This window comes from Ancylobacter novellus DSM 506 (assembly GCF_000092925.1).
Lineage (GTDB): Bacteria > Pseudomonadota > Alphaproteobacteria > Rhizobiales > Xanthobacteraceae > Ancylobacter > Ancylobacter novellus.
Genome location: NC_014217.1, coordinates 1,858,893 through 1,878,601, shown reverse-complemented (window position 1 = coordinate 1,878,601; position 19,709 = coordinate 1,858,893). Strand labels below are relative to the sequence as shown.

Here is a 19,709-nt window from a genome sequence, read left to right as displayed (position 1 = left end):
AGTAGAAGCGCGCTCGACTTAGGCCGAGTGAGAAGTGGGAAAGCGCATGACCGCCATCGTCGATATCGTTGGGCGTGAAATCCTGGACAGCCGCGGCAACCCGACCGTCGAGGTCGACGTGGTGCTGGAAGACGGCTCCATGGGCCGCGCCGCCGTCCCCTCCGGCGCCTCCACTGGCGCGCATGAAGCCGTCGAGCTGCGCGACGGCGATAAGGGCCGCTATCTTGGCAAGGGTGTGACCAAGGCGGTCGATGCCGTGAATGGCGAGATCTTCGACGCCATCGGCGGCATGGACGCCGAGGACCAGGCGGCCATCGACAGGATCCTGATCGAGCTCGACGGCACGCCGAACAAGGCCCGCCTCGGCGCCAACGCCATCCTCGGCGTGTCACTGGCCCTCGCCAAGGCGGCGGCCGCCGCCCGCGACTTGCCGCTCTACCGCTATGTCGGCGGCGTCAATGCCCGCGTGCTCCCCGTTCCGATGATGAACATCGTCAATGGCGGTGCCCATGCGGACAACCCGATCGACTTCCAGGAATTCATGATCCTGCCGGTCGGCGCCCCGACCTTCGCGGAAGGGCTGCGCACCGGCGCGGAGATCTTCCACACGCTGAAGAAGGCGCTGAAGGATGCCGGCCACAACACCAATGTCGGCGACGAGGGCGGCTTCGCTCCGAACCTGCCGTCGGCGGATGCCGCGCTCGCCTTCGTGGTGAAGGCCATCGAATCGGCCGGCTACAAGCCGGGCGAGGACGTCTATATCGGCCTCGACTGTGCCTCGACCGAGTTCTTCAAGAACGGCAAGTACGACTATGAGGGCGAGGGCGCCGTGCGCGATATCGAGGCGCAGGTGAAGTACCTCGCCGACCTCGTCTCGCGCTACCCGATCGCCACCATCGAGGACGGCATGGCCGAGGACGACTGGGAGGGCTGGAAGCTCCTGACCGACGCCATCGGCTCCAAGTGCCAGCTCGTCGGCGACGACCTGTTCGTCACCAACGTCACGCGGCTGGAGGCGGGCATCAAGCAGGGCGTCGCCAACTCGATCCTCGTGAAGGTGAACCAGATCGGCTCGCTGACCGAGACGCTGAACGCGGTCGAGATGGCGCACAAGGCGGGCTACACCGCGGTGATGTCGCACCGTTCGGGCGAGACCGAGGATTCGACCATCGCCGACCTCGCGGTGGCGACGAATTGCGGGCAGATCAAGACCGGCTCGCTGGCCCGCTCGGACCGCACCGCCAAGTACAATCAGCTCCTGCGCATCGAGCAGGAGCTCGGCCCGCAGGCGATCTATGCCGGCCGCGCGGCGCTGAAGGCGCTTGCCTGATTAAGGACCGCGCGGGCGACCCGCGCCTCTGACGGACAACGAATCCCCGGGCTGGTCCCGGGGATTTTTGTTTTTCGGCGCGCTGTCTTCTTCCGCAAGGTATTCCGCGCCAGATCGTGCTTGCTTTCGGCCGAGATTGGCCGTCGTCTTCGATGGCTATCGCATCTGGACTTCAGCCCAATGGGAGAAGCTCGTTGAACAAGCCCGACTACGAAGCGAGCCCGGCAATGTTCCGCAACCAGCCGCTGGGCTTCATCGCCGCGGTTCTGCTCATTCCGGTGTTCGGCGTCGGTATTTTGATACTGCTCTATTGGTACATAAAGGCGCGTTCCGTGCGCCTGACCATCGCCGGCGACTCGATCCATCTCTCGCGCGGCATCCTCAGCAAGGAGCAGACCGACATCGACATCCGGGAGATTCGCACCGTGCTCATTCGCCAGAGCTTCTGGCAGCGCATTTTCAACGTCGGTCAGGTCGAGGTGTTCACCACCGGGGACATGCCGGAGTTCTCGCTCCAGGGCATGCCGGATCCCAATTTCGTGCGGGACTATATCCGCGGGCGGATCAACCGGGAGGATGAAGAGCGATGAGCGCGCGCGAGCCGTCTGACCAGCGCCGCGCCCTCGTGGTGCTGGCGGCGCTCGTCCTGGGCGCCATCGTCGTGATGGGGCTGCTCGTCGCGTTCGCGGTGCTGGAACTGCCGAGCATCGCGGCCGTCGCGAATGAGAACTTCGCGCCGGGGATCGGCCTGCGCACGGCCGCTATCATCGCCGCGATCGTCTCGTTCGTCGTGTTGATCGCCTTTGCCCTCGTTTCCGGCGACGGCATTGTCGGCGAACTGCCTTTTGTGATTGCCGGCTTCTTCGTCTTCTTCCTGTTCTTCTGGCTCATGACCGCCTGGGTGTTCTGAGGAACGGGTGCATAGCCTGCGCCCGTTCCCGCGAGTGCCCGATCAGGCGCCGAACCAGGTCCGTCCGAAGACCACGAGAATCTCGGCAAAGCTGCGCGTCAGCTCAAGCGGGACGCCGGTGCCGTCGAGTTCGCCCTGAACCTTGACCGTGTCATACACGCCGTCCTTCGTGGAGCGGCCGCTATTGGTCAGCTTGATCGTGCCGGTCACGCCGTCGACCGTGGCGAACGGATCGGCCGCCGCGAAGGGATCGCCGCCGCCCGGGCCGGGCAGCACCAGGTTCAGCTTGTATTCCTGCTGGTGAGGACTTCCGGCTGCCGCATCGACGAGCGGCATGTTGCCTTCGAGAGCGAAGCTGCGATCCCCGCACTTCACGTTGAATTTCATCTGCCAGGCGTCGTTGGCGTAGGCGTAGATGGCGTCGCCGGTCCAGCTGCAGGAAGCGCTGTCGCGCAGGCCGACATGCGGCACGGTGAAACCCTCGAAGCGCACGGCGTCGATCTCGGTGTCATAGGTAACCGCCGCTGCGCCGGTCGCCGTCTGCTGCAAATTCTTGATGAGCGCGTCGCCCAGCGCCCGCGCGGAGGCGGACGGGTTCTCGGGCTTCATGACGACGTTGCCCTTGAACGAGCTGTTCTCGGCACCCGCCGCGCCCGCGCGCAGATAATTGGCAAGGATGGTCTTGGCGTCGGTGTAACCATCCGCCTTGGCCTCGACCGTGAACCCGCCGGAATAGCTGATCCGCGGCAGCGTCTGGCTGGGGTTGTTTGGGTTCTTGATCGTGCCGTTGCCGGAGACCGCGCAGGCCTCGTCGATGCGGCTGAGGCCGAGCCAGGCGCTGGCTCCCGCCGAACAGGTGACCTCAAGCACGGTCGTGCCGCTCTTGTCGTCGACGGTACCCTTGAACACGTCCTTGCGCTGGTTCGAGAACAGCGAAGGCTGCGATATGTCCATCTTCAGGACGACGCGCTCCGGGGCGCTTTGTGCGAAGCCGGCGGCGGGCGTCAGGGCGAGAAGAAGGGTGGAGAAGGATAGGAGGCGAACTTTCATGATCGTAACCCCTAATCGTGTTTTGTCGTCCCAAGGTTTTGGGTGTGCCAAGCCTTCGAGAATGCGACGCCGAGCCGATCCGGCGCGCCAATATTGCCGGTTTGGCAGCGGAATACTACCGTCATGGGGAGGGCGCGAGAACGGCAGTTGCGGCAGGTAGCTAATTGCCGCCGAGGATCGCGGGTGCATCCGGGCACAGACCCTTTTGGCGTCTCCCAAACCGTTCGATCTTCATTTCTCGCGCCCGTCCATTTTGCGATGCAATATTCGGTAATGGCTTGAGCTGAGCGGATTACGGCGCGCAGGCCGGCGCCAGGCGCTCTCCGATCATCGTTAACGTAGCCTCAACCGGGCGTGGATAGGGTTCGCCCATGATCATACGCACCCGCTGGCGCTCCATCCTCCAGACCGTCACCCTGCATCTCGGGGCGGCGGCGCTGATCGGCTACTTCGCCTTCCAGGGCTATAACGGCCAGTACGGCCTGCTCGCCCGCCGCTCCTTCGAGCAGCAGCATGCCAATCTCACGCAGGAACGCGACAGGCTGCGTTCCCAGCGCGAGGCGCTGCAGGCCAAGGTCCGCCTGCTTTCGCCCGAGCGCGTCGATGCCGACATGCTGGACGAGCAGGCGCGCTCGCTGCTGAATCTCGTCAACCCCAAGGATCTGGTGCTTCTGCTGCCGAAACCGGCGGCTGCGCCGACCGCCACGCAGTGATCCGAAAATTTGGGGAATCCGATCCGATTCTGGCATGCCAGAGTCATGTTGTTGGGAAATGTCGATATTCCAGACGCTTAACTTGATGTGAGCTAAATGCGGATTTAAACTGAATTCGAGTTCAAATCCGGAAACCATTGCGTCTACAACATGTTGTGCGTCGCAGCATTGCGTTGCACGCGTAGCGCGGTAGCTGAAGGTGCGATATGAAGCTCGTCGACATCGGTCCGAGCTGAGGAAGCGCCATGGTCGTCGCCGCGAAGAAATCGGCTGTCAGCAAGACGGTCGGTAAAACCGCCGCCCCCAAAGCCCCCGCCAAATCCGCTACCCGCAGTCCGGCGCGCCGCTCGGAGAAGGCGTCAGGGGTTTCCGAGTTCAGCAAGGCGGAGGAACTCGACGCCTACCGCAAGATGCTGGAGATCCGCCGCTTCGAGGAGAAGGCCGGCCAGCTCTACGGCATGGGCCTGATCGGCGGCTTCTGCCATCTCTATATCGGCCAGGAGGCTGTCGTCGTCGGCATGCAGGCCGCCCTCAAGGAGGGCGACGAGGTCATCACCGGCTATCGCGACCACGGCCACATGCTCGCCTGCGGCATGGACCCCAAGGGCGTCATGGCCGAGCTCACCGGCCGCCGGGGCGGCTATTCCAAGGGCAAGGGCGGCTCGATGCACATGTTCAGCATCGAGAAGGGCTTCTTCGGCGGCCATGGCATCGTCGGCGCGCAGGTGTCGCTCGGCACCGGCCTCGCCTTCGCCAATCGCTACCGCGACAACGACAACGTCTCCCTGACCTATTTCGGCGACGGCGCGGCCAATCAGGGCCAGGTCTATGAGAGCTTCAACATGGCGGAGCTCTGGAAGCTGCCGGTCGTCTTCATCATCGAGAACAACAAGTATGCGATGGGCACCGCGGTGAACCGCGCCTCCGCCCAGACCGACTTCTCCAAGCGTGGCACCTCCTTCAACATTCCCGGCGAGCAGGTCGACGGCATGGACGTGCGCGCGGTCAAGGCCGCCGGCGCCCGCGCGGTCGAGTTCGCCCGTTCGGGGAAGGGGCCCTACATCCTCGAGATGCTCACCTATCGCTATCGCGGCCACTCCATGTCCGACCCGGCCAAGTACCGGTCGAAGGAGGAGGTGCAGAAGATGCGCACCGAGCACGACCCGATCGAGCAGGTACGCAACCGCCTCCTGGAGAAGAAGTGGGCCACCGAGGAGGAACTGAAGGCGATCGACGCCGAGATCCGCGACCAGATGAACGCGGCGGCCGACTTCGCCAGCGCCGATCCGGAGCCGGACGTCTCCGAGCTCTACACCGACGTGCTGCGCTGAGCGGCCGTCGGATCGAGGGGGGGCGCCCGATGCTGGCTGAGCTGTTCTGGGTCGGGGTCGTCGCCGGAGGGGCGGCGGCGGTGGTGATCTGGGTCCTGGCGGCCCGTCTCGCCTTCCGCCTCGCCGGTGCCCGGCAGGCCAGCCCGCTCGGCTTTGCCCTGGCTGCGCTCTGGCCCTTCGGGGCGCGCCAGACCGCCGGTGCCAGTGCCGAAACGGCGACCACGCTCAACAAGCTGATGGTCGCCTTCTTCATTGCCATTCTCATCGCCATCGCCTCGATGGCCGTCTACAGCAACCTGACGTTCGTACCGCCGGTACGCACGCAGTGACGCGCGATTGTTGACGCACGTTTCTTTGGGGAACGCCGCCATGCCGACCGAAGTCCTTATGCCTGCGCTCTCTCCGACCATGGAGAAGGGCAACCTCGCCAAGTGGCTCAAGAAAGAGGGCGACGCGGTCAAGTCCGGCGACGTCATCGCCGAGATCGAGACCGACAAGGCGACCATGGAGGTCGAGGCCATCGACGAGGGCACGCTCGGCAAGATCCTGGTGCCGGAAGGCACGCAGGACGTGGCGGTGAACACGCCCATCGCGGTGATCCTGGCCGATGGCGAGGATGCGAGCGCCGCTTCCGCCGCGCCGAGCCCGAAGGCCGCCGAATCCGCGCCGCCGGTCGCGGCAGCTCCGGTCGAGCCTTCGCCGGTCGCCGCCTCCGCGCCGGCGCCGCAGGCGAGCGTCACCTCGGCGGTTGCCAATCCGCCCCAGCCCGAGGCGGTGCCCGAGCCGGAGGTGCCGGAAGGCACCGAGATGGTCAACCAGACCATGCGCGAGGCGCTGCGCGACGCCATGGCCGAGGAGATGCGCCGCGACGGTGACGTCTTCGTCATGGGTGAGGAGGTCGCCGAATATCAGGGCGCCTACAAGATCACCCAAGGCCTGCTGCAGGAATTCGGCGCGAAGCGCGTCATCGACACCCCGATCACCGAGCACGGCTTCGCTGGCGTCGGCATCGGCGCGGCGATGGCGGGCCTGAAGCCCATCGTCGAGTTCATGACCTTCAACTTCGCCATGCAGGCGATGGACCAGATCATCAACTCCGCCGCCAAGACCCACTACATGTCGGGCGGCCAGATCGGCTGCTCCATCGTGTTCCGCGGCCCGAACGGCGCCGCCGCGCGCGTCGCCGCCCAGCACAGCCAGGACTTCACCGCCTGGTTCAGCCACATCCCCGGCCTCAAGGTCGTCGCGCCCTATACAGCGGCGGACGCCAAGGGCCTGCTCAAGGCCGCCATCCGCGATCCGAACCCGGTGGTGTTCCTCGAGAACGAGATCCTCTACGGGCATTCTTCGCCGGTGCCGAAGCTGGACGACTTCATCGTCCCGATCGGCAAGGCGCGCATCGCCCGCCCGGGCAAGGACGTGACGCTGGTCGCCTGGTCCATCGGCATGAACTATGCGCTCAAGGGCGCGGAAGAACTGTCCAAGCTCGGCATCGAGGCCGAGGTCATCGACCTGCGCACCATCCGCCCGATGGACATCGACACCGTGATCGCCTCGGTGAAGAAGACCGGGCGTTGCGTGACGGTGGAGGAGGGCTGGAGCCAGTCCGGCGTCGGCGCCGAGATCGCCGCCCAGCTCTTCGAGAAGGCGTTCGACTGGCTCGACGCGCCGGTGCTGCGCGTCACCGGCAGGGACGTGCCGATGCCCTACGCCGCCAATCTCGAAAAGCTCGCCCTGCCGTCGGTGCAGGACGTCGTCGACGCCGCCCGCGCCGTGACCTATCGCTGAGGCCGGAGATCGCCATGTCCATCGAGATCCTGATGCCGGCCCTGTCTCCGACCATGGAGAAGGGCAATCTGGCCAAATGGCTGAAGAAGGAGGGCGACAAAGTCGCCCCGGGCGACGTCATCGCCGAGATCGAGACCGACAAGGCCACGATGGAGGTCGAGGCCATCGATGAGGGCACACTGGCCAAGATCGTGGTGCCGGAAGGCACCGCCGACGTGCCGGTGAACCAGATCATCGCGGTGCTGGCGACCGAGGGCGAGGACGCGAAGGCGGTCGCCGCCGGCGGCGCCGCCGCACCCGCCAAGGCGGAGGCCCCGAAGGCTGAAGCTCCCAAGGCAGCCGGGCCGGCGCCGGCCCCTGCGCCCGTCGCTGCCGCTCCCGCCCCGGCCGCTTCTGCGCCGGCCGCTCCCTCGGCGGTTCCCGCCCGTGCCGAGGGCGAGCGCGTCTTCGCTTCGCCTTTGGCCCGCCGCCTCGCCAAGGAGAAGGGCGTCGACCTCGCCGCGGTGAAGGGCTCCGGCCCGCATGGCCGCATCGTCGCCGCCGACGTCGGGGCCGCCCCGGTCGGCGCGGCTGCGCCGGCACCCGCCGCCGCTGCGGCTCCCGCGGCCAGGGCGCCCGCCGCCGCTCCGGCGCCCGTTGCCCCCGGCGCGTTGCTGGAGCAGGTGAAGGCCTATTACGAGGCCGGCACCTATGAGGAAGTGCCGCTCGACGCCATGCGCCGCGTCATCGCCCAGCGCATGACCGAGGCCCGGCAGACGGTGCCGACCTTCTATCTCACCGTCGACTGCGACGTCGACGCGCTGTTGAAGCTGCGCGAAGAACTGAACAAGTCGGCCCCCGAGAAGGACGGCAAGCCGGCCTACAAGCTCTCGGTCAACGACTTCGTCATCAAGGCCTATGCGCTCGCCTTCCAGCAGGTGCCGGACGCCAACATGGTCTGGGGCGGCGACCGCTACCTCAAGCTCAAGCACTCCGACATCGGCGTCGCGGTGGCGATCGACGGTGGCAAGGGCCTGCTGACCCCGATCATCCGCAAGGCGGAGACCAAGACGCTCTCGGCCATCTCCAACGAGACGCGCGACTTCGCCGCCCGCGCCCGCAACAAGAAGCTGCAGCCGCACGAATATCAGGGCGGTTCGTCTGCGATTTCCAACCTAGGTATGTTTGGAATCAAGGACTTCACGGCAATCATTAATCCGCCGCATGCGACGATCCTCGCGGTCGGCACCAGCGAGCAGCGCGCGGTGGTGAAGGGTGGGCAGCTCGCGGTGGCGACGGTGATGACCGTCACCATCTCCTGCGATCATCGCGTGATGGACGGCGCCATGGGCGCGCAGCTCATCGGCGCCTTCAAGCAGATCATCGAAAAGCCGATGTCGATGCTGGTCTGAGGAACGATCATGGCAGACACCTACGACGTTCTCATCATCGGCTCCGGCCCCGGCGGCTATGTCGGCGCCATCCGCGCCGCCCAGCTCGGCCTAAAGGTCGGCGTCGTCGAGCGCTCCTATGTCGGCGGCATCTGCCCGAATTGGGGCTGCATCCCGGCCAAGGCGCTGCTGCGCTCGGCCGAGATCATCCACTACATCGAGCACGCCAAGGATTACGGCCTGGTCGCCGAGAAGACCGGCGTCGACATCGCCGGCGTGGTGAAGCGCTCGCGCGGCATCGCCGCGCAGATGAGCAACGGCGTCGGCTTCCTGCTCAAGAAGAACAAGGTCGATGTCATCTGGGGCAATGCCACCATCACTGCCCCCGGCAATGTCACCGTTTCTGCCACCACCGAACCGGCGCCCAAAGGCGCGCTGGCGCCTGGCGAATACAAGGCGAAGAACATCGTCATCGCCACCGGCGCCCGCCCGCGCGTCCTCCCCGGCATCGAACCGGACAAGAAATTGATCTGGACCTATTTCGAGGCGCTCGCCCCGGCGAGCGTGCCGAAGTCGTTGCTGATCATGGGTTCGGGCGCCATCGGCGTGGAGTTCGCCTCCTTCTACAAGGCGATGGGCTCGGACGTGACCATCGTCGAGCTGCTGCCGCAGATCCTCCCCGTCGAGGACGAGGAGATCGCCGAGCACGCCCGCAAGCGCTTCGAGAAGCAGGGCATCAAGATCCTCACCGGCGCCAAGGTGTCGAAGGTCACCAAGGCCGCCGACAGCGTCACCGCCACGGTCGAGACCGCGGACGGCAAGGTGCAGAACATCACCGCCGACCGGCTGATCTCGGCGGTCGGCGTCGTCGGCAATATCGAGAATCTCGGCCTGGAGAAGCTCGGCGTGAAGACCGACCGCGGCTGCGTCGTCATCGACGGCCTGTGCCGCACCAATGTGCCGGGCATCTGGGCCATCGGCGACGTCGCCGGCCCGCCCATGCTGGCGCACAAGGCCGAGCATGAGGGCGTGATCTGTGTCGAGGCCATTGCCGGCAAGCACCCGCACGCCATGGACAAGCTGATGGTGCCGGGCTGCACCTATTGCATGCCGCAGGTCGCGTCCGTCGGCCTCACCGAGAAGAAGGCCAAGGAAGCCGGCTATGACATCAAGGTCGGCCGCTTTCCCTTCATCGGCAACGGCAAGGCGGTGGCGCTCGGCGAATCCGAGGGACTGGTGAAGACCATCTTCGACGCCAAGACCGGGCAGCTTCTCGGCGCGCATCTCGTCGGCGCCGAGGTCACCGAGCTGATCCAGGGTTTCGTGCTGGCGATGAATCTGGAGACCACCGAGGCGGAGCTGATCAACGCGGTCTTCCCGCACCCGACGGTTTCTGAGACCATGCATGAGAGCGTGCTCGCCGCTTATGGGCGCGCCATCCATATCTAGGCTGGGTTGTAACGGCGGCCCGCACGGGGCAGGAGCCTGAAGATGGACGGACAGGTCTATTCCGCCTTGAACGAGCCGGGCGTCGGCTGGTTCACCATGATCATCATCGGCCTGCTCGCGGGCTGGATCGCCGAACGGGTGACGGAAAGCGATCACGGCCTCATCGCCAACCTCATCTTCGGTCTGATCGGTGCTTTCGTCGGCAAGTATCTGGCGGAGATGGCGGCGATCCCGGTGTTCGGCTTCTTCCGCACGCTGATCGCGGCGGCGGTGGGCGCGATCATCGTGCTGTTCATCTGGCGCAAGGTCCGCGGGCGGTAATCCGTCATGCGTCCCGCACGGGACGGGTGCGTGAGCGGGGCTCTTTCGCAGCCGCCGGACGAGGCTTAACTGTGGGGCAACCGGCTCGCGCCTAGAGCGCAGCGCAGCCAGCGGAAAGCGAATGGTCGTCGTCCTCAACACCCTCAACCGTGCCCTCGAGAAGCCGCGTCACCCGGAGAAGGTGAAGCGTGCCGAGACGCCAGTGCTGAAGAAGCCGGACTGGATTCGCGTCCGCGCACCCGGCAACCCCGCCTGGCAGGAGACGGCGAACATCGTGCGCGCCGGCGGCCTCGTCACTGTCTGCGAGGAGGCGAGCTGCCCGAATATCGGCGAGTGTTGGCAGAAGAAGCACGCCACCTTCATGATCATGGGCGACACCTGCACGCGGGCTTGCGCCTTCTGCAACGTGCGCACCGGCATGCCCGGCGCGCTCGATGAGGACGAACCGCAGAAGGTGGCGGACGCCGTCGCCCGGCTCGGGCTGGAGCATGTCGTCGTCACCTCGGTCGACCGCGACGACCTCGCCGATGGCGGCGCCGAGCATTTCGCCCGCACCATCCGCGCGATCCGCGCCACCAGCCCCGGCACCACCATCGAGGTGCTGACCCCCGACTTCCTGCGCAAGGACGGCGCGCTCGAAGTGGTGGTCGAGGCGCGGCCCGACGTGTTCAACCACAATCTCGAATGCGTGCCCTCGCTCTACCTCAAGGTCCGCCCCGGCGCGCGCTACTTCCATTCGCTGCGCCTGCTGCAGCGGGTGAAGGAGCTCGACCCGACCATCTTCACCAAGTCCGGCATCATGGTCGGCCTCGGCGAGGTCAGGAACGAGGTGCTCCAGCTGATGGACGACCTGCGCTCGGCCGAGATCGACTTCATGACCATCGGCCAGTACCTGCAGCCGACCCGCAAGCACCATCCGGTGATGGGTTTCATCACGCCGGAGGAGTTCAAGTCCTACGAGACCATCGCCTATGCCAAGGGCTTCCTCATGGTCTCGTCGAGCCCGCTGACGCGCTCCTCGCACCATGCCGGCGAGGACTTCGCCCGGCTGCGGGCGGCGCGGGAAGCCAAGCTCGGTTCGACGCTGGTCCCCGTCTGAGCGATGCCCTCCTTCCGCAACAAGCGGCACGTCCGCCACTCGGCGACGGACATGTTCGAGCTGGTGGCGGATGTCGAGCGCTACCCGGAATTCGTGCCGCTCTGCGAGAGCCTGCGCGTGCGCCGGAAGGTGGCGAGCGGGGAGGGGGTGGACATCCTCGTCGCCGATATGAGCGTCGCCTACAAGATGTTCCGCGAGAGCTTCACCAGCCGCGTGACGCTCGACCGTCCGCGCCTGGCGATCACGGTGGAATATCTCGACGGCCCGTTCAGCCGGCTGGAGAACCGCTGGAGCTTCAATCCGGAGCTTGAGCGCGCCTGCCACGTGGAGTTCTTCATCTCCTACGAGTTCCGCTCGCGTACGCTCGGCCTGTTGATGGGCGCAATGTTCGATGCCGCCTTCCGCCGCTTTGCCGACGCCTTCGAGGCGCGGGCGGACGAGGTGTATGGGCGTCAGCGTGTGACGGGGGCCTGAGCCGCCAGCTCCGACAACATGGCGAGCGCGGTCAGCACAGAAAGACGCCGCACGCCGGCGCGATCCTGATCGGCGAAGACCTCGCGACGCACGATGATCTCGCCCTTGGCGTTCTGCGCCGCGAAGAGCACGAGGCCGACCGGCTTTTCCGCTGATCCGCCACCCGGCCCTGCGACGCCGGTGATCGACACGCCGAGCGAGGTCTTCGCCACGCGGATCAGCCCGGCGACCATTTCGCGCGCCGTCTCCTCGCTCACCGCGCCATGCGCCCGTAGCGTGTCCGCCGAGACGCCGAGTACCTGCATCTTCGCGGCGTTGGAATAGGTGACGAAGCCGCGGTCGACCACGTCGGAGGAGCCGGCGATGTCGGTCAGCGCGCCGGCCACCAGCCCGCCGGTGCAGGATTCGGCGGTGGCGACGGTGAGGCCGCGTGCGCGGCACAGATCCAGCACGCGGATGGCCTGGAGTTCGATGGCGTCGGCCAGCTCGTTCATGCGTTCCCCTCAATCCACCCAGGGCAGGCGCACGGTCGCCGCCGCCAGCGCGGCGATGCCCTCGCGCCGGCCGGTGAAGCCGAGCCGTTCGCTGGTCGTCGCCTTGACGCTGACGCGCGCCACCGGGATGCCGGCAATCTCGGCGATCCTCTCACGCATCGCCTCGCGGTGCGGGCCGATCTTCGGCGCCTCGCAGATGACGGTGGCATCGAGATGGGCGATCCGTCCGCCGGCCTCGCGTACCAGCGCCGCCGCATGGGCGAGGAAGCGGTCGGAGGCTGCGCCCTTCCATTGCGGGTCGGAGGGCGGGAAATGGTGGCCGATATCGGCGCTACCGATGGTGCCCAGAAGCGCGTCGGTGAGCGCGTGCAGCACCACGTCGGCGTCCGAATGGCCGGAGAGGCCGAATTCGTGCGGGATGCGCACGCCGCCGAGCCACACATGGTCGCCCGGCCCGAAGGCGTGGACGTCGAAGCCGGTCGAGGTGCGGATATCGACGAGGGCGGCGGCGTTGCGTTCGGCGGTCACGAAATCCTCAGGCGTGGTGAGTTTGACGTTGGCGGGGTCGCCGGGGAAGGTCGCGACCCGATGGCCGGCGGCTTCCGCCACTGCGGCGTCGTCGGTGAGGTCGCCGGCGTCGGCCTGCGCGCGGTGCGCGGCAAGGATAAGATCGTAGCGGAAGGATTGCGGCGTCTGCACGCTGCGGATGCGGTCGCGGTCCGGTCCGGTGGCGACGAAGCCCGGCGCGGAGAGCGCCTTGATCGTGTCGACCAGCGGCAGCGCCGGCACGGCCGCGCCATGCTCCGCGGCGGTCGCGATGGCGTCGGCGACGAGGCGCGCTGAGACGAAAGGTCGTGCGGCATCATGGATCAGCACGAGGTCGGGCGGGTCGCCCGCGAGCGCCTCCAGCCCCGCCCGCACCGAGGCCTGCCGCGTCGCGCCGCCAGCAACGGGCGGCAGTACGCCGGGAAGCCCGGCGACGATGGAGGCGCAGAGCTCGACATGGTCGGGTGAAATCACCGGTTGCACGAAACGGATGCCCGGCTGGCCGAGGAAGCGGGCGAGGGTGCGGCGAAGCACCGGCTCGCCGCCCACCGTGCGGTACTGCTTCGGCATGCCGTCGCCCGCTCTTTGGCCGCGCCCTGCCGCGACCACGATCACGTCCGTCCGCATGTCCGTATGCACCCGTTCATCCGCTGACTGCCGCTTCAGCAGCAAAGCCTTGCCCTCGCGTCCCGTTTAGCGCAAAAGCGGCCCCTAATTGCAAAAGATTTGGCATAAGCCATACAGAAGGGTTGATGACGGTCGCGGCGTGGCTATTATATAGGCACAGCCGGTCGGGCTCATTTAATGTGCATCGAGTGATCACCGTTTGACCCTTTCCGTTTCCGCCACCGCGAATCTGACAATCGGCAAGGTCGCGCTGCCCGGTGCCGTCGTGCTCGCGCCCATGGCCGGCATCACGGATGCCCCCATGCGACGCATGGCGCTACGCTACGGTGCCAGCCTCGCCGTGTCCGAGATGGTGGCTTCCGCCGCGCTGGAAACCGGCCATGAGGAGACGGTGCTGCGGGCGGAAGGCGAGGGCGTCGCCTTGCACGCCGTGCAGCTTGCCGGCAACGAGCCGGCCTCCATGGCGCGCGCCGCACGGATCGCGGAGGCCGCCGGGGCGGCCATCATCGACATCAATATGGGCTGCCCGGCCAAGCGGGTGACGACGGGCCTCGCGGGCTCGGCGCTGCTGCGCGACCTCGACCTCGCCACATCGATCATCGAATCGGTGGTGGCGGCGGTGAAGGTGCCGGTGACGCTGAAGACCCGCCTCGGCTGGGACGACAATGTGCTTGTCGCTCCCGAGCTCGCCCGCCGCGCCGAGGCGATCGGCGTGCAGCTCGTCACCATCCATGGCCGCACGCGCTGCCAGTTCTATACCGGCCGGGCCGATTGGGCGGCGATCCGCCAGGTGAAGCAGGCGGTGAGCATTCCCGTCCTCGCCAATGGCGACCTCGTCGAAGCCGAGGATGCGCCCGCCATGCTGGCGGCGTCCGGCACCGACGGGTTGATGATCGGCCGCGGCGCGCAGGGCCGGCCCTGGTTTCCGGGCCAGGTCGTCGAGCGCCTGCGCAGCGGCCGCACGCCGGCCGATCCCGGCCTCGACGAGCAGCACGACGTGCTGGTCGAGCTCTATGAGGGCTGGCTGACCCATTACGGCCGTGAGCTCGGCATGCGCTGCGCCCGCAAGCATATCGGCTGGTCTCTGGCCGCCGCCACGGCGAGCGCCGGCCGGCCGCCCGAGGCGGCCAAGGGCTGGCGCCAGCGCCTGCTCACGCTGGAAGACCCGGCATGCGTCATCGCCGGCATCCGTGACGCCTATGACGACCTCGCATGGAGAGCCGCGGCATGAGTTCGGTCCCCTCGCAACGTTCCGGCGAACGCGCCGGCAGCGCGACCGCCGAAGCCGTGGTGAACGCCCTGCCGCATCCGGTCATCACCGTGGCGGAGGACGACCGGCTGGTCGACGCCAATGTCGCGGCCGAAGCCTTCTTCGAGGCGTCCCTGGCGGTGCTGACCCGCCACCGGCTGCAGGAATTCGTGCCCTTCGGCAGCCCGATCTTGTCGCTGGTCGAGCAGGTGCGCACGCGCGGCGCGGCGGTGAACGAGTATCGTGTCGATCTCGGCACGCCGCGCAATGGCGGCGAGCGCATCGTCGACATTCATGTCGCGCCGCTGCCCGAGGTGCAGGGGCATGTGGTGATCATGCTCCAGGAGCGCACCATCGCCGACAAGATGGACCGTCAACTCACCCATCGCGGCGCGGCGCGCTCGGTCACCGCACTCGCCTCCATGCTGGCGCACGAGATCAAGAACCCGCTCTCCGGCATTCGCGGCGCGGCGCAGCTCCTCGAGCTCTCCGCCAGCGACGACGACCGTTCGCTGACCCGGCTGATCACCGACGAGGCCGACCGCATCGTCAAGCTGGTCGACCGGATGGAAGTGTTCTCCGACGAGCGGCCGATCGAGCGCGAGCCGGTGAACATCCACGCCGTGCTCGACCATGTGCGCACGCTGGCGAGCTCGGGCTTCGCCCGCAACATCCGCATCGTCGAGGAATACGATCCTTCGCTGCCGCCGGTGCTGGCGAACCGCGATCAGCTCGTCCAGGTGTTCCTGAATCTGGTGAAGAACGCCGCCGAAGCCATTGGCGATGCTCCCGATGGCGAGATCCAGCTCACCACCGCCTTCCGTCCCGGCGTGCGCCTCATGGTGCCCGGCGCGCCGGCGCGGGTGAGCCTGCCGCTGGAGTTCTGCGTGAAGGACAATGGTCCCGGCGTGCCCGAGGATCTCATGCCCCACCTCTTCGATCCCTTCGTCACCACCAAGCCGACCGGCACAGGCCTCGGCCTCGCTCTGGTGGCGAAGATCGTGGGCGACCATGGCGGCATCATCGAATGCGACAGCCAGCCGCGCCGCACCACCTTCCGTGTCCTCATGCCCATGTATCGCGCTAGCCGCGGTAGCGAGAAGAGTTGAGAACGCCCATGCCGACGGGAAGCATCCTCGTTGCCGATGACGACGCCGCCATCCGCACCGTTCTCAATCAGGCCCTGTCGCGCGCCGGCTACGAGGTGCGCTCCTGCGGCAACGCGGCGACGCTGTGGCGCTGGGTCAGCCAAGGCGATGGTGACCTGGTCATCACCGACGTGGTGATGCCGGACGAGAACGCCTTCGACCTGCTGCCGCGCATCAAGAAGGTGCGCCCGGAGCTGCCGGTCATCGTCATGAGCGCGCAGAACACCTTCATGACGGCGATCCGCGCCTCGGAGAAGGGCGCCTATGAATACCTGCCCAAGCCGTTCGACCTGAAGGAACTGATCTCCATCGTCGGCCGTGCGCTGTCCGAGCCCAAAAAGCCGGAAAACGCGCTGCGCACTCTCGGCGAGGACGCCGACAACATCCCGCTCGTCGGCCGCTCGCCGGCGATGCAGGACATCTACCGCGTGCTGGCGCGGCTGATGCAGACCGACCTCACCGTGATGATCGCCGGCGAGAGCGGCACCGGCAAGGAACTGGTCGCCCGCGCGCTGCACGACTACGGCAAGCGCCGCAACGGGCCGTTCGTCGCCATCAACATGGCGGCGATCCCGCGCGACCTCATCGAATCCGAGCTGTTCGGCCATGAGAAGGGGGCCTTCACCGGCGCCAATGCCCGCTCGGCCGGCCGCTTCGAGCAGGCCGAGAGCGGCACGCTGTTCCTCGATGAGATCGGCGACATGCCGATGGAGGCGCAGACCCGCTTGCTGCGCGTGCTCCAGCAGGGCGAGTACACCACGGTCGGCGGGCGGACCCCGATCAAGACAGACGTGCGCATCGTCGCCGCCACCAACAAGGACCTGCGCATCCTCATCCAGCAGGGTCTGTTCCGCGAGGACCTGTTCTTCCGCCTGAACGTCGTGCCGCTGCGCCTGCCGCCGCTGCGCGAGCGCACTGAGGACGTGCCGGACCTCGCCCGCCACTTCTTCCTCCAGGCCGAGCGGGAAGGGCTGCCGCGCAAGCAGATCGATGCCGCCGCGCTCGACCGGCTGAAGCGCTACCGCTGGCCCGGCAACGTGCGCGAGCTGGAGAACCTGATCCGCCGCCTCGCCGCGCTCTATCCGCAGGAGGTGATCACCGGCTCGATCATCGAGGCGGAGCTGTCGACGCCGGTCGCGACCAACGCGCCGGAGGAGACCGGGCAGGACGAGACGCTGTCCTCGTCGGTCGAGCGCCACCTCAATACCTATTTTGGCGGCTTCGGTGAGAACCTGCCGCCGCCCGGCCTCTATCACCGCATCCTGAAGGATGTGGAGTATCCGCTGCTCTCCGCGGCGCTCGCGGCGACGCGCGGCAACCAGATCAAGGCCGCGGAGCTTCTGGGCCTCAACCGCAACACGCTGCGCAAGAAGATCCGCGACCTCGATATCCAGATAATCCGCACCAGCCGGTGACTTATTGGGACCGTTCCCCGCGAAATAAGGCGGGGGCGGTTCGTCAATGTCACATTTTTGCACCAGTGTCGTATCACTGCATCACTGAGGCGCGCTGATTCTCGGCCGCCACTACTGGTGAGCGATGAGCGACGCTTCGACACGCGGGCCGAACAGGGACGACGCGCTGGACCTCGGCGCGATGGGATTCCGCTTCTCGCTGTGGGGGCTGGCGCCGCTCGCGGTGCTGCTGGCGCTGCTCATGGCGCTGGCGAGCTTCGTCATCCTGATCGGCATCACGCCACTGGTGCCCTCGCAGGACGTGGTCATCATCGTCCTGTGCCTCAACGGCTTCATGTCGCTGGTGCTGGTCGGCATCATCGGCCGCGAGGTCTGGCGCATCGTCAAGGCCCGGAAACGGGGCAGGGCGGCGGCGCGGCTGCATGTGCGCGTCGTCGCGCTGTTCGGCATCGTCGCGGTGGTGCCGGCGATCCTCGTCGCGGTACTCGCCAGCATCACGCTCGACAAGGGCCTCGACCGCTGGTTCTCGGTGCGCACGCGGGCCATCGTCGACAACGCCGTCTCCGTGGCCCAGACCTATGTGCGCGAGCATGCCTATTCGATCCGCGGCGACGTCCTCGGCATGGCGCGCGACCTCCAGCGCATCCGGCCGCTGTGGGACCAGGACCGTAGCCGCTTCCGCCAGGCGCTGACGGCGCAGGCGGTGGTGCGCGGGCTGCCCGCCGCGATGATCATCAACCACGATCTCCAGATCATTGACCGTGCCACCATCCGGGTCGGGCGCGAATTCGTGGTGCCGCCGAACCTCGCACTCAAGGACGCCACCGAGGAGCAGCCGCTCATCTATCTGCCGGGGGACGCCGACTATGTCGGCGCGGTCATCCCGCTCAAGGATTTCGGCGACCTCTATCTCTACGTCGCCCGCGCCGTCGACCCCAAGGTGATCGACTATCTCAAGGAGACGCAGGCCGCCGTCGTCGACTACCGCAATCTCGAACAGCAGCGGGTTGGCGTGCAGGTGGCCTTCGCCGTGCTCTATGCGGTGATCTCGCTCACCGTGCTGCTCTGCGCGGTGTGGCTCGGCATCCATTTCGCTAATCGGCTGGTGGCGCCGATCCGCCGCCTCATCGGCGCCGCCGACCTCGTCGCCGCCGGCAACCTCTATGTCGAGGTGCCGGTGCGCCGCGCCGAGGGCGACCTGTCGAGCCTCGCCGAGACCTTCAACAAGATGACGCAGGAACTGCGCACCCAGCGCGACGATCTGGTGCAGGCGCGCGACCAGATCGATAGCCGCCGCCGCTTCACCGAGGCGGTGCTGTCCGGTGTCGGCGCCGGCGTAATCGGCGTGGATTCGCTCGGGCGCATCTCCATCATCAACCGCCCAGCCGAGAAGCTGCTCGGCGTCACCGAGGCCGAGGTGCTCGGCGACGAGCTCGGCGCGGTGATTCCGGAAATCGCCTCGCTGCTGGCGCAGGCGATGGAGGCGGGCGAGCGCAGCGTGCAGGGCAACACCACGCTCACCCGCGATGGCCGCGACCGGGTGATCGCGGTGCGCGTCACCACCGAACAGTCGCGTGAGGCCGAGCATGGCTGGGTCGTGACGCTAGACGACATCACCGAGCTCGTCGTCGCCCAGCGCTCATCCGCCTGGGCGGACGTGGCGCGGCGCATCGCCCATGAGATCAAGAACCCGCTCACGCCGATCCAACTCTCCGCCGAGCGGCTGCGCCGGCGCTACGGCAAGGTGATCGAGGCGGACCGCGAGGTCTTCGACCAGTGCACCGAGACCATCATCCGTCAGGTCGGCGACATCGGCCGCATGGTGGACGAGTTCTCCTCCTTCGCCCGCATGCCCAAGCCCGTGGCCGAGGCGCAGGACCTCGGCGAGACGGCGCGGCAGGTGGTCTTCCTCATGCGGGTGGGCAATCCGGACATCGCCATCGAGTTCGATGTGCCGCAGAATCCCGTCGTGGCCCGCTTCGACCGCCGGCTGATCTCGCAGGCGCTGACCAACATCATCAAGAACGCCACCGAGGCGCTGGCCGCCGTTCCGCCCGAGGAGCGGAACGAGCCACCGCGCATCAAGGTTGCCGTCCATGCCGACGAGCGGATGGTGACCATCGACGTCATCGACAATGGCAAGGGGCTGCCCACCGAGAACCGGGCGCGGCTGCTGGAGCCTTATGTGACAACCCGCGAGAAAGGCACCGGGCTCGGTCTCGCGATTGTGGGGAAGATCATGGAAGAGCATGGCGGCGGCATCGAGCTCGACGACGCGCCGGGCGGGCGCGGCGCGTGGATACGCCTGCGCTTTGCGCGCGACGGCGGCCCGACCGCCCATACTGACGGCGATGGCGATGCCGCCTCCGCCCGGCTGGCCGGCTAAGGAGAACAG

Annotated in this window: 19 protein-coding genes; 16 read left to right on the top strand and 3 right to left on the bottom strand. The window is 67.1% G+C overall.

The annotated features are described in order from the left end of the window. Positions 1-46 precede the first annotated feature (46 nt). The 3 genes from eno (at position 47) to SNOV_RS09000 (ending at position 2,240) form a co-directional block, all read left to right on the top strand. On the top strand, positions 47-1,330 hold the full coding sequence (eno, locus tag SNOV_RS09010; RefSeq protein WP_013166608.1) for a phosphopyruvate hydratase: 1,284 nt from the start codon (positions 47-49) through the stop codon (positions 1,328-1,330). 194 nt (positions 1,331-1,524) lie between these two features. Next, positions 1,525-1,920, top strand: a complete 396-nt coding sequence (locus SNOV_RS09005) for a PH domain-containing protein (protein WP_013166607.1) — start codon at positions 1,525-1,527, stop codon at positions 1,918-1,920. Further along, a complete protein-coding gene (locus SNOV_RS09000) occupies positions 1,917-2,240 on the top strand; it encodes a hypothetical protein (RefSeq protein ID WP_013166606.1) in 324 nt (107 codons plus the stop codon). The genes SNOV_RS09005 and SNOV_RS09000 overlap by 4 nt, the downstream gene beginning before the upstream one ends. Positions 2,241-2,282: 42 nt before the next feature. Here the strand turns inward: SNOV_RS09000 and SNOV_RS08995 are convergent, their stop codons facing one another. Further along, complete coding sequence (locus SNOV_RS08995; RefSeq protein WP_144295970.1) at positions 2,283-3,479, bottom strand: hypothetical protein; 1,197 nt, start codon at positions 3,477-3,479, stop codon at positions 2,283-2,285. 182 nt (positions 3,480-3,661) lie between these two features. Here SNOV_RS08995 and SNOV_RS08990 point away from each other — a divergent pair, with 182 nt between their 5' ends. From SNOV_RS08990 to SNOV_RS08950, 9 genes are all read left to right on the top strand, one after another. Then, positions 3,662-4,003 (top strand): FtsB family cell division protein, encoded by a 342-nt coding sequence (locus tag SNOV_RS08990; RefSeq protein ID WP_013166604.1) that lies wholly within the window; start codon positions 3,662-3,664, stop codon positions 4,001-4,003. Positions 4,004-4,248: 245 nt separating this feature from the next. Beyond that, positions 4,249-5,334, top strand: coding sequence for a pyruvate dehydrogenase (acetyl-transferring) E1 component subunit alpha (gene pdhA, locus SNOV_RS08985; protein WP_013166603.1), 1,086 nt, complete (start codon positions 4,249-4,251; stop codon positions 5,332-5,334). A gap of 29 nt (positions 5,335-5,363) precedes the next feature. Continuing rightward, positions 5,364-5,663, top strand: coding sequence for a hypothetical protein (locus SNOV_RS08980; protein WP_013166602.1), 300 nt, complete (start codon positions 5,364-5,366; stop codon positions 5,661-5,663). Between the two features lie 40 nt (positions 5,664-5,703). Beyond that, the gene (locus tag SNOV_RS08975) at positions 5,704-7,122 is read left to right on the top strand and encodes a pyruvate dehydrogenase complex E1 component subunit beta (protein WP_013166601.1); all 1,419 of its coding nucleotides are present in this window, start codon (positions 5,704-5,706) and stop codon (positions 7,120-7,122) included. 14 nt (positions 7,123-7,136) lie between these two features. Continuing rightward, positions 7,137-8,513 carry a pyruvate dehydrogenase complex dihydrolipoamide acetyltransferase gene (locus SNOV_RS08970; protein WP_013166600.1) on the top strand — a complete coding sequence of 459 codons (1,377 nt, stop codon included), beginning with the start codon at positions 7,137-7,139 and terminating at the stop codon, positions 8,511-8,513. Positions 8,514-8,522: 9 nt separating this feature from the next. Continuing rightward, positions 8,523-9,941, top strand: a complete 1,419-nt coding sequence (gene lpdA / locus SNOV_RS08965; protein WP_013166599.1) for a dihydrolipoyl dehydrogenase — start codon at positions 8,523-8,525, stop codon at positions 9,939-9,941. Between the two features lie 42 nt (positions 9,942-9,983). Then, a complete protein-coding gene (locus tag SNOV_RS08960; protein ID WP_013166598.1) occupies positions 9,984-10,262 on the top strand; it encodes a GlsB/YeaQ/YmgE family stress response membrane protein in 279 nt (92 codons plus the stop codon). Positions 10,263-10,383: 121 nt separating this feature from the next. Continuing rightward, positions 10,384-11,361, top strand: coding sequence for a lipoyl synthase (gene lipA, locus SNOV_RS08955; RefSeq protein ID WP_013166597.1), 978 nt, complete (start codon positions 10,384-10,386; stop codon positions 11,359-11,361). 3 nt (positions 11,362-11,364) lie between these two features. Beyond that, on the top strand, positions 11,365-11,835 hold the full coding sequence (locus SNOV_RS08950) for a type II toxin-antitoxin system RatA family toxin (protein WP_013166596.1): 471 nt from the start codon (positions 11,365-11,367) through the stop codon (positions 11,833-11,835). Here the strand turns inward: SNOV_RS08950 and SNOV_RS08945 are convergent. After that, positions 11,814-12,329 (bottom strand): CinA family protein, encoded by a 516-nt coding sequence (locus SNOV_RS08945; protein WP_013166595.1) that lies wholly within the window; start codon positions 12,327-12,329, stop codon positions 11,814-11,816. The genes SNOV_RS08950 and SNOV_RS08945 overlap by 22 nt on opposite strands. Before the next feature lie 9 nt (positions 12,330-12,338). Then, positions 12,339-13,514, bottom strand: a complete 1,176-nt coding sequence (locus SNOV_RS08940) for a bifunctional 2-C-methyl-D-erythritol 4-phosphate cytidylyltransferase/2-C-methyl-D-erythritol 2,4-cyclodiphosphate synthase (protein WP_086012044.1) — start codon at positions 13,512-13,514, stop codon at positions 12,339-12,341. 187 nt (positions 13,515-13,701) lie between these two features. On the opposite strand from SNOV_RS08940, the gene dusB reads away from it, so the two are divergent. From dusB to SNOV_RS08920, 4 genes are all read left to right on the top strand, one after another. Then, entirely contained in the window at positions 13,702-14,733 is a 1,032-nt protein-coding gene (gene dusB / locus SNOV_RS08935; RefSeq protein WP_013166593.1) for a tRNA dihydrouridine synthase DusB, read from the top strand. Further along, on the top strand, positions 14,730-15,860 hold the full coding sequence (locus SNOV_RS08930; protein WP_013166592.1) for a two-component system sensor histidine kinase NtrB: 1,131 nt from the start codon (positions 14,730-14,732) through the stop codon (positions 15,858-15,860). Before dusB ends, SNOV_RS08930 begins: the two co-directional genes overlap by 4 nt. 8 nt (positions 15,861-15,868) lie before the next feature. Further along, positions 15,869-17,314 carry a nitrogen regulation protein NR(I) gene (ntrC, locus tag SNOV_RS08925; RefSeq protein WP_013166591.1) on the top strand — a complete coding sequence of 482 codons (1,446 nt, stop codon included), beginning with the start codon at positions 15,869-15,871 and terminating at the stop codon, positions 17,312-17,314. A 124-nt stretch (positions 17,315-17,438) separates the two neighbouring features. Next, the gene (locus SNOV_RS08920; RefSeq protein ID WP_041782129.1) at positions 17,439-19,700 is read left to right on the top strand and encodes a sensor histidine kinase NtrY-like; all 2,262 of its coding nucleotides are present in this window, start codon (positions 17,439-17,441) and stop codon (positions 19,698-19,700) included. Positions 19,701-19,709 lie beyond the last annotated feature (9 nt).

Bases quoted from the DNA above. Each gene is read 5' to 3' on its own strand.
- eno (WP_013166608.1), top strand. From the start codon at position 47: ATGACCGCCATCGTCGATATCGTTGGGCGTGAAATCCTGGACAGCCGC.
- SNOV_RS09000 (WP_013166606.1), top strand. From the start codon at position 1,917: ATGAGCGCGCGCGAGCCGTCTGACCAGCGCCGCGCCCTCGTGGTGCTG.
- SNOV_RS08995 (WP_144295970.1), bottom strand. From the start codon at position 3,479: ATGCACCCGCGATCCTCGGCGGCAATTAGCTACCTGCCGCAACTGCCG.
- SNOV_RS08990 (WP_013166604.1), top strand. From the start codon at position 3,662: ATGATCATACGCACCCGCTGGCGCTCCATCCTCCAGACCGTCACCCTG.
- pdhA (WP_013166603.1), top strand. From the start codon at position 4,249: ATGGTCGTCGCCGCGAAGAAATCGGCTGTCAGCAAGACGGTCGGTAAA.
- SNOV_RS08980 (WP_013166602.1), top strand. From the start codon at position 5,364: ATGCTGGCTGAGCTGTTCTGGGTCGGGGTCGTCGCCGGAGGGGCGGCG.
- SNOV_RS08975 (WP_013166601.1), top strand. From the start codon at position 5,704: ATGCCGACCGAAGTCCTTATGCCTGCGCTCTCTCCGACCATGGAGAAG.
- SNOV_RS08970 (WP_013166600.1), top strand. From the start codon at position 7,137: ATGTCCATCGAGATCCTGATGCCGGCCCTGTCTCCGACCATGGAGAAG.
- lpdA (WP_013166599.1), top strand. From the start codon at position 8,523: ATGGCAGACACCTACGACGTTCTCATCATCGGCTCCGGCCCCGGCGGC.
- SNOV_RS08960 (WP_013166598.1), top strand. From the start codon at position 9,984: ATGGACGGACAGGTCTATTCCGCCTTGAACGAGCCGGGCGTCGGCTGG.
- lipA (WP_013166597.1), top strand. From the start codon at position 10,384: ATGGTCGTCGTCCTCAACACCCTCAACCGTGCCCTCGAGAAGCCGCGT.
- SNOV_RS08950 (WP_013166596.1), top strand. From the start codon at position 11,365: ATGCCCTCCTTCCGCAACAAGCGGCACGTCCGCCACTCGGCGACGGAC.
- SNOV_RS08945 (WP_013166595.1), bottom strand. From the start codon at position 12,329: ATGAACGAGCTGGCCGACGCCATCGAACTCCAGGCCATCCGCGTGCTG.
- SNOV_RS08930 (WP_013166592.1), top strand. From the start codon at position 14,730: ATGAGTTCGGTCCCCTCGCAACGTTCCGGCGAACGCGCCGGCAGCGCG.
- ntrC (WP_013166591.1), top strand. From the start codon at position 15,869: ATGCCGACGGGAAGCATCCTCGTTGCCGATGACGACGCCGCCATCCGC.
- SNOV_RS08920 (WP_041782129.1), top strand. From the start codon at position 17,439: ATGAGCGACGCTTCGACACGCGGGCCGAACAGGGACGACGCGCTGGAC.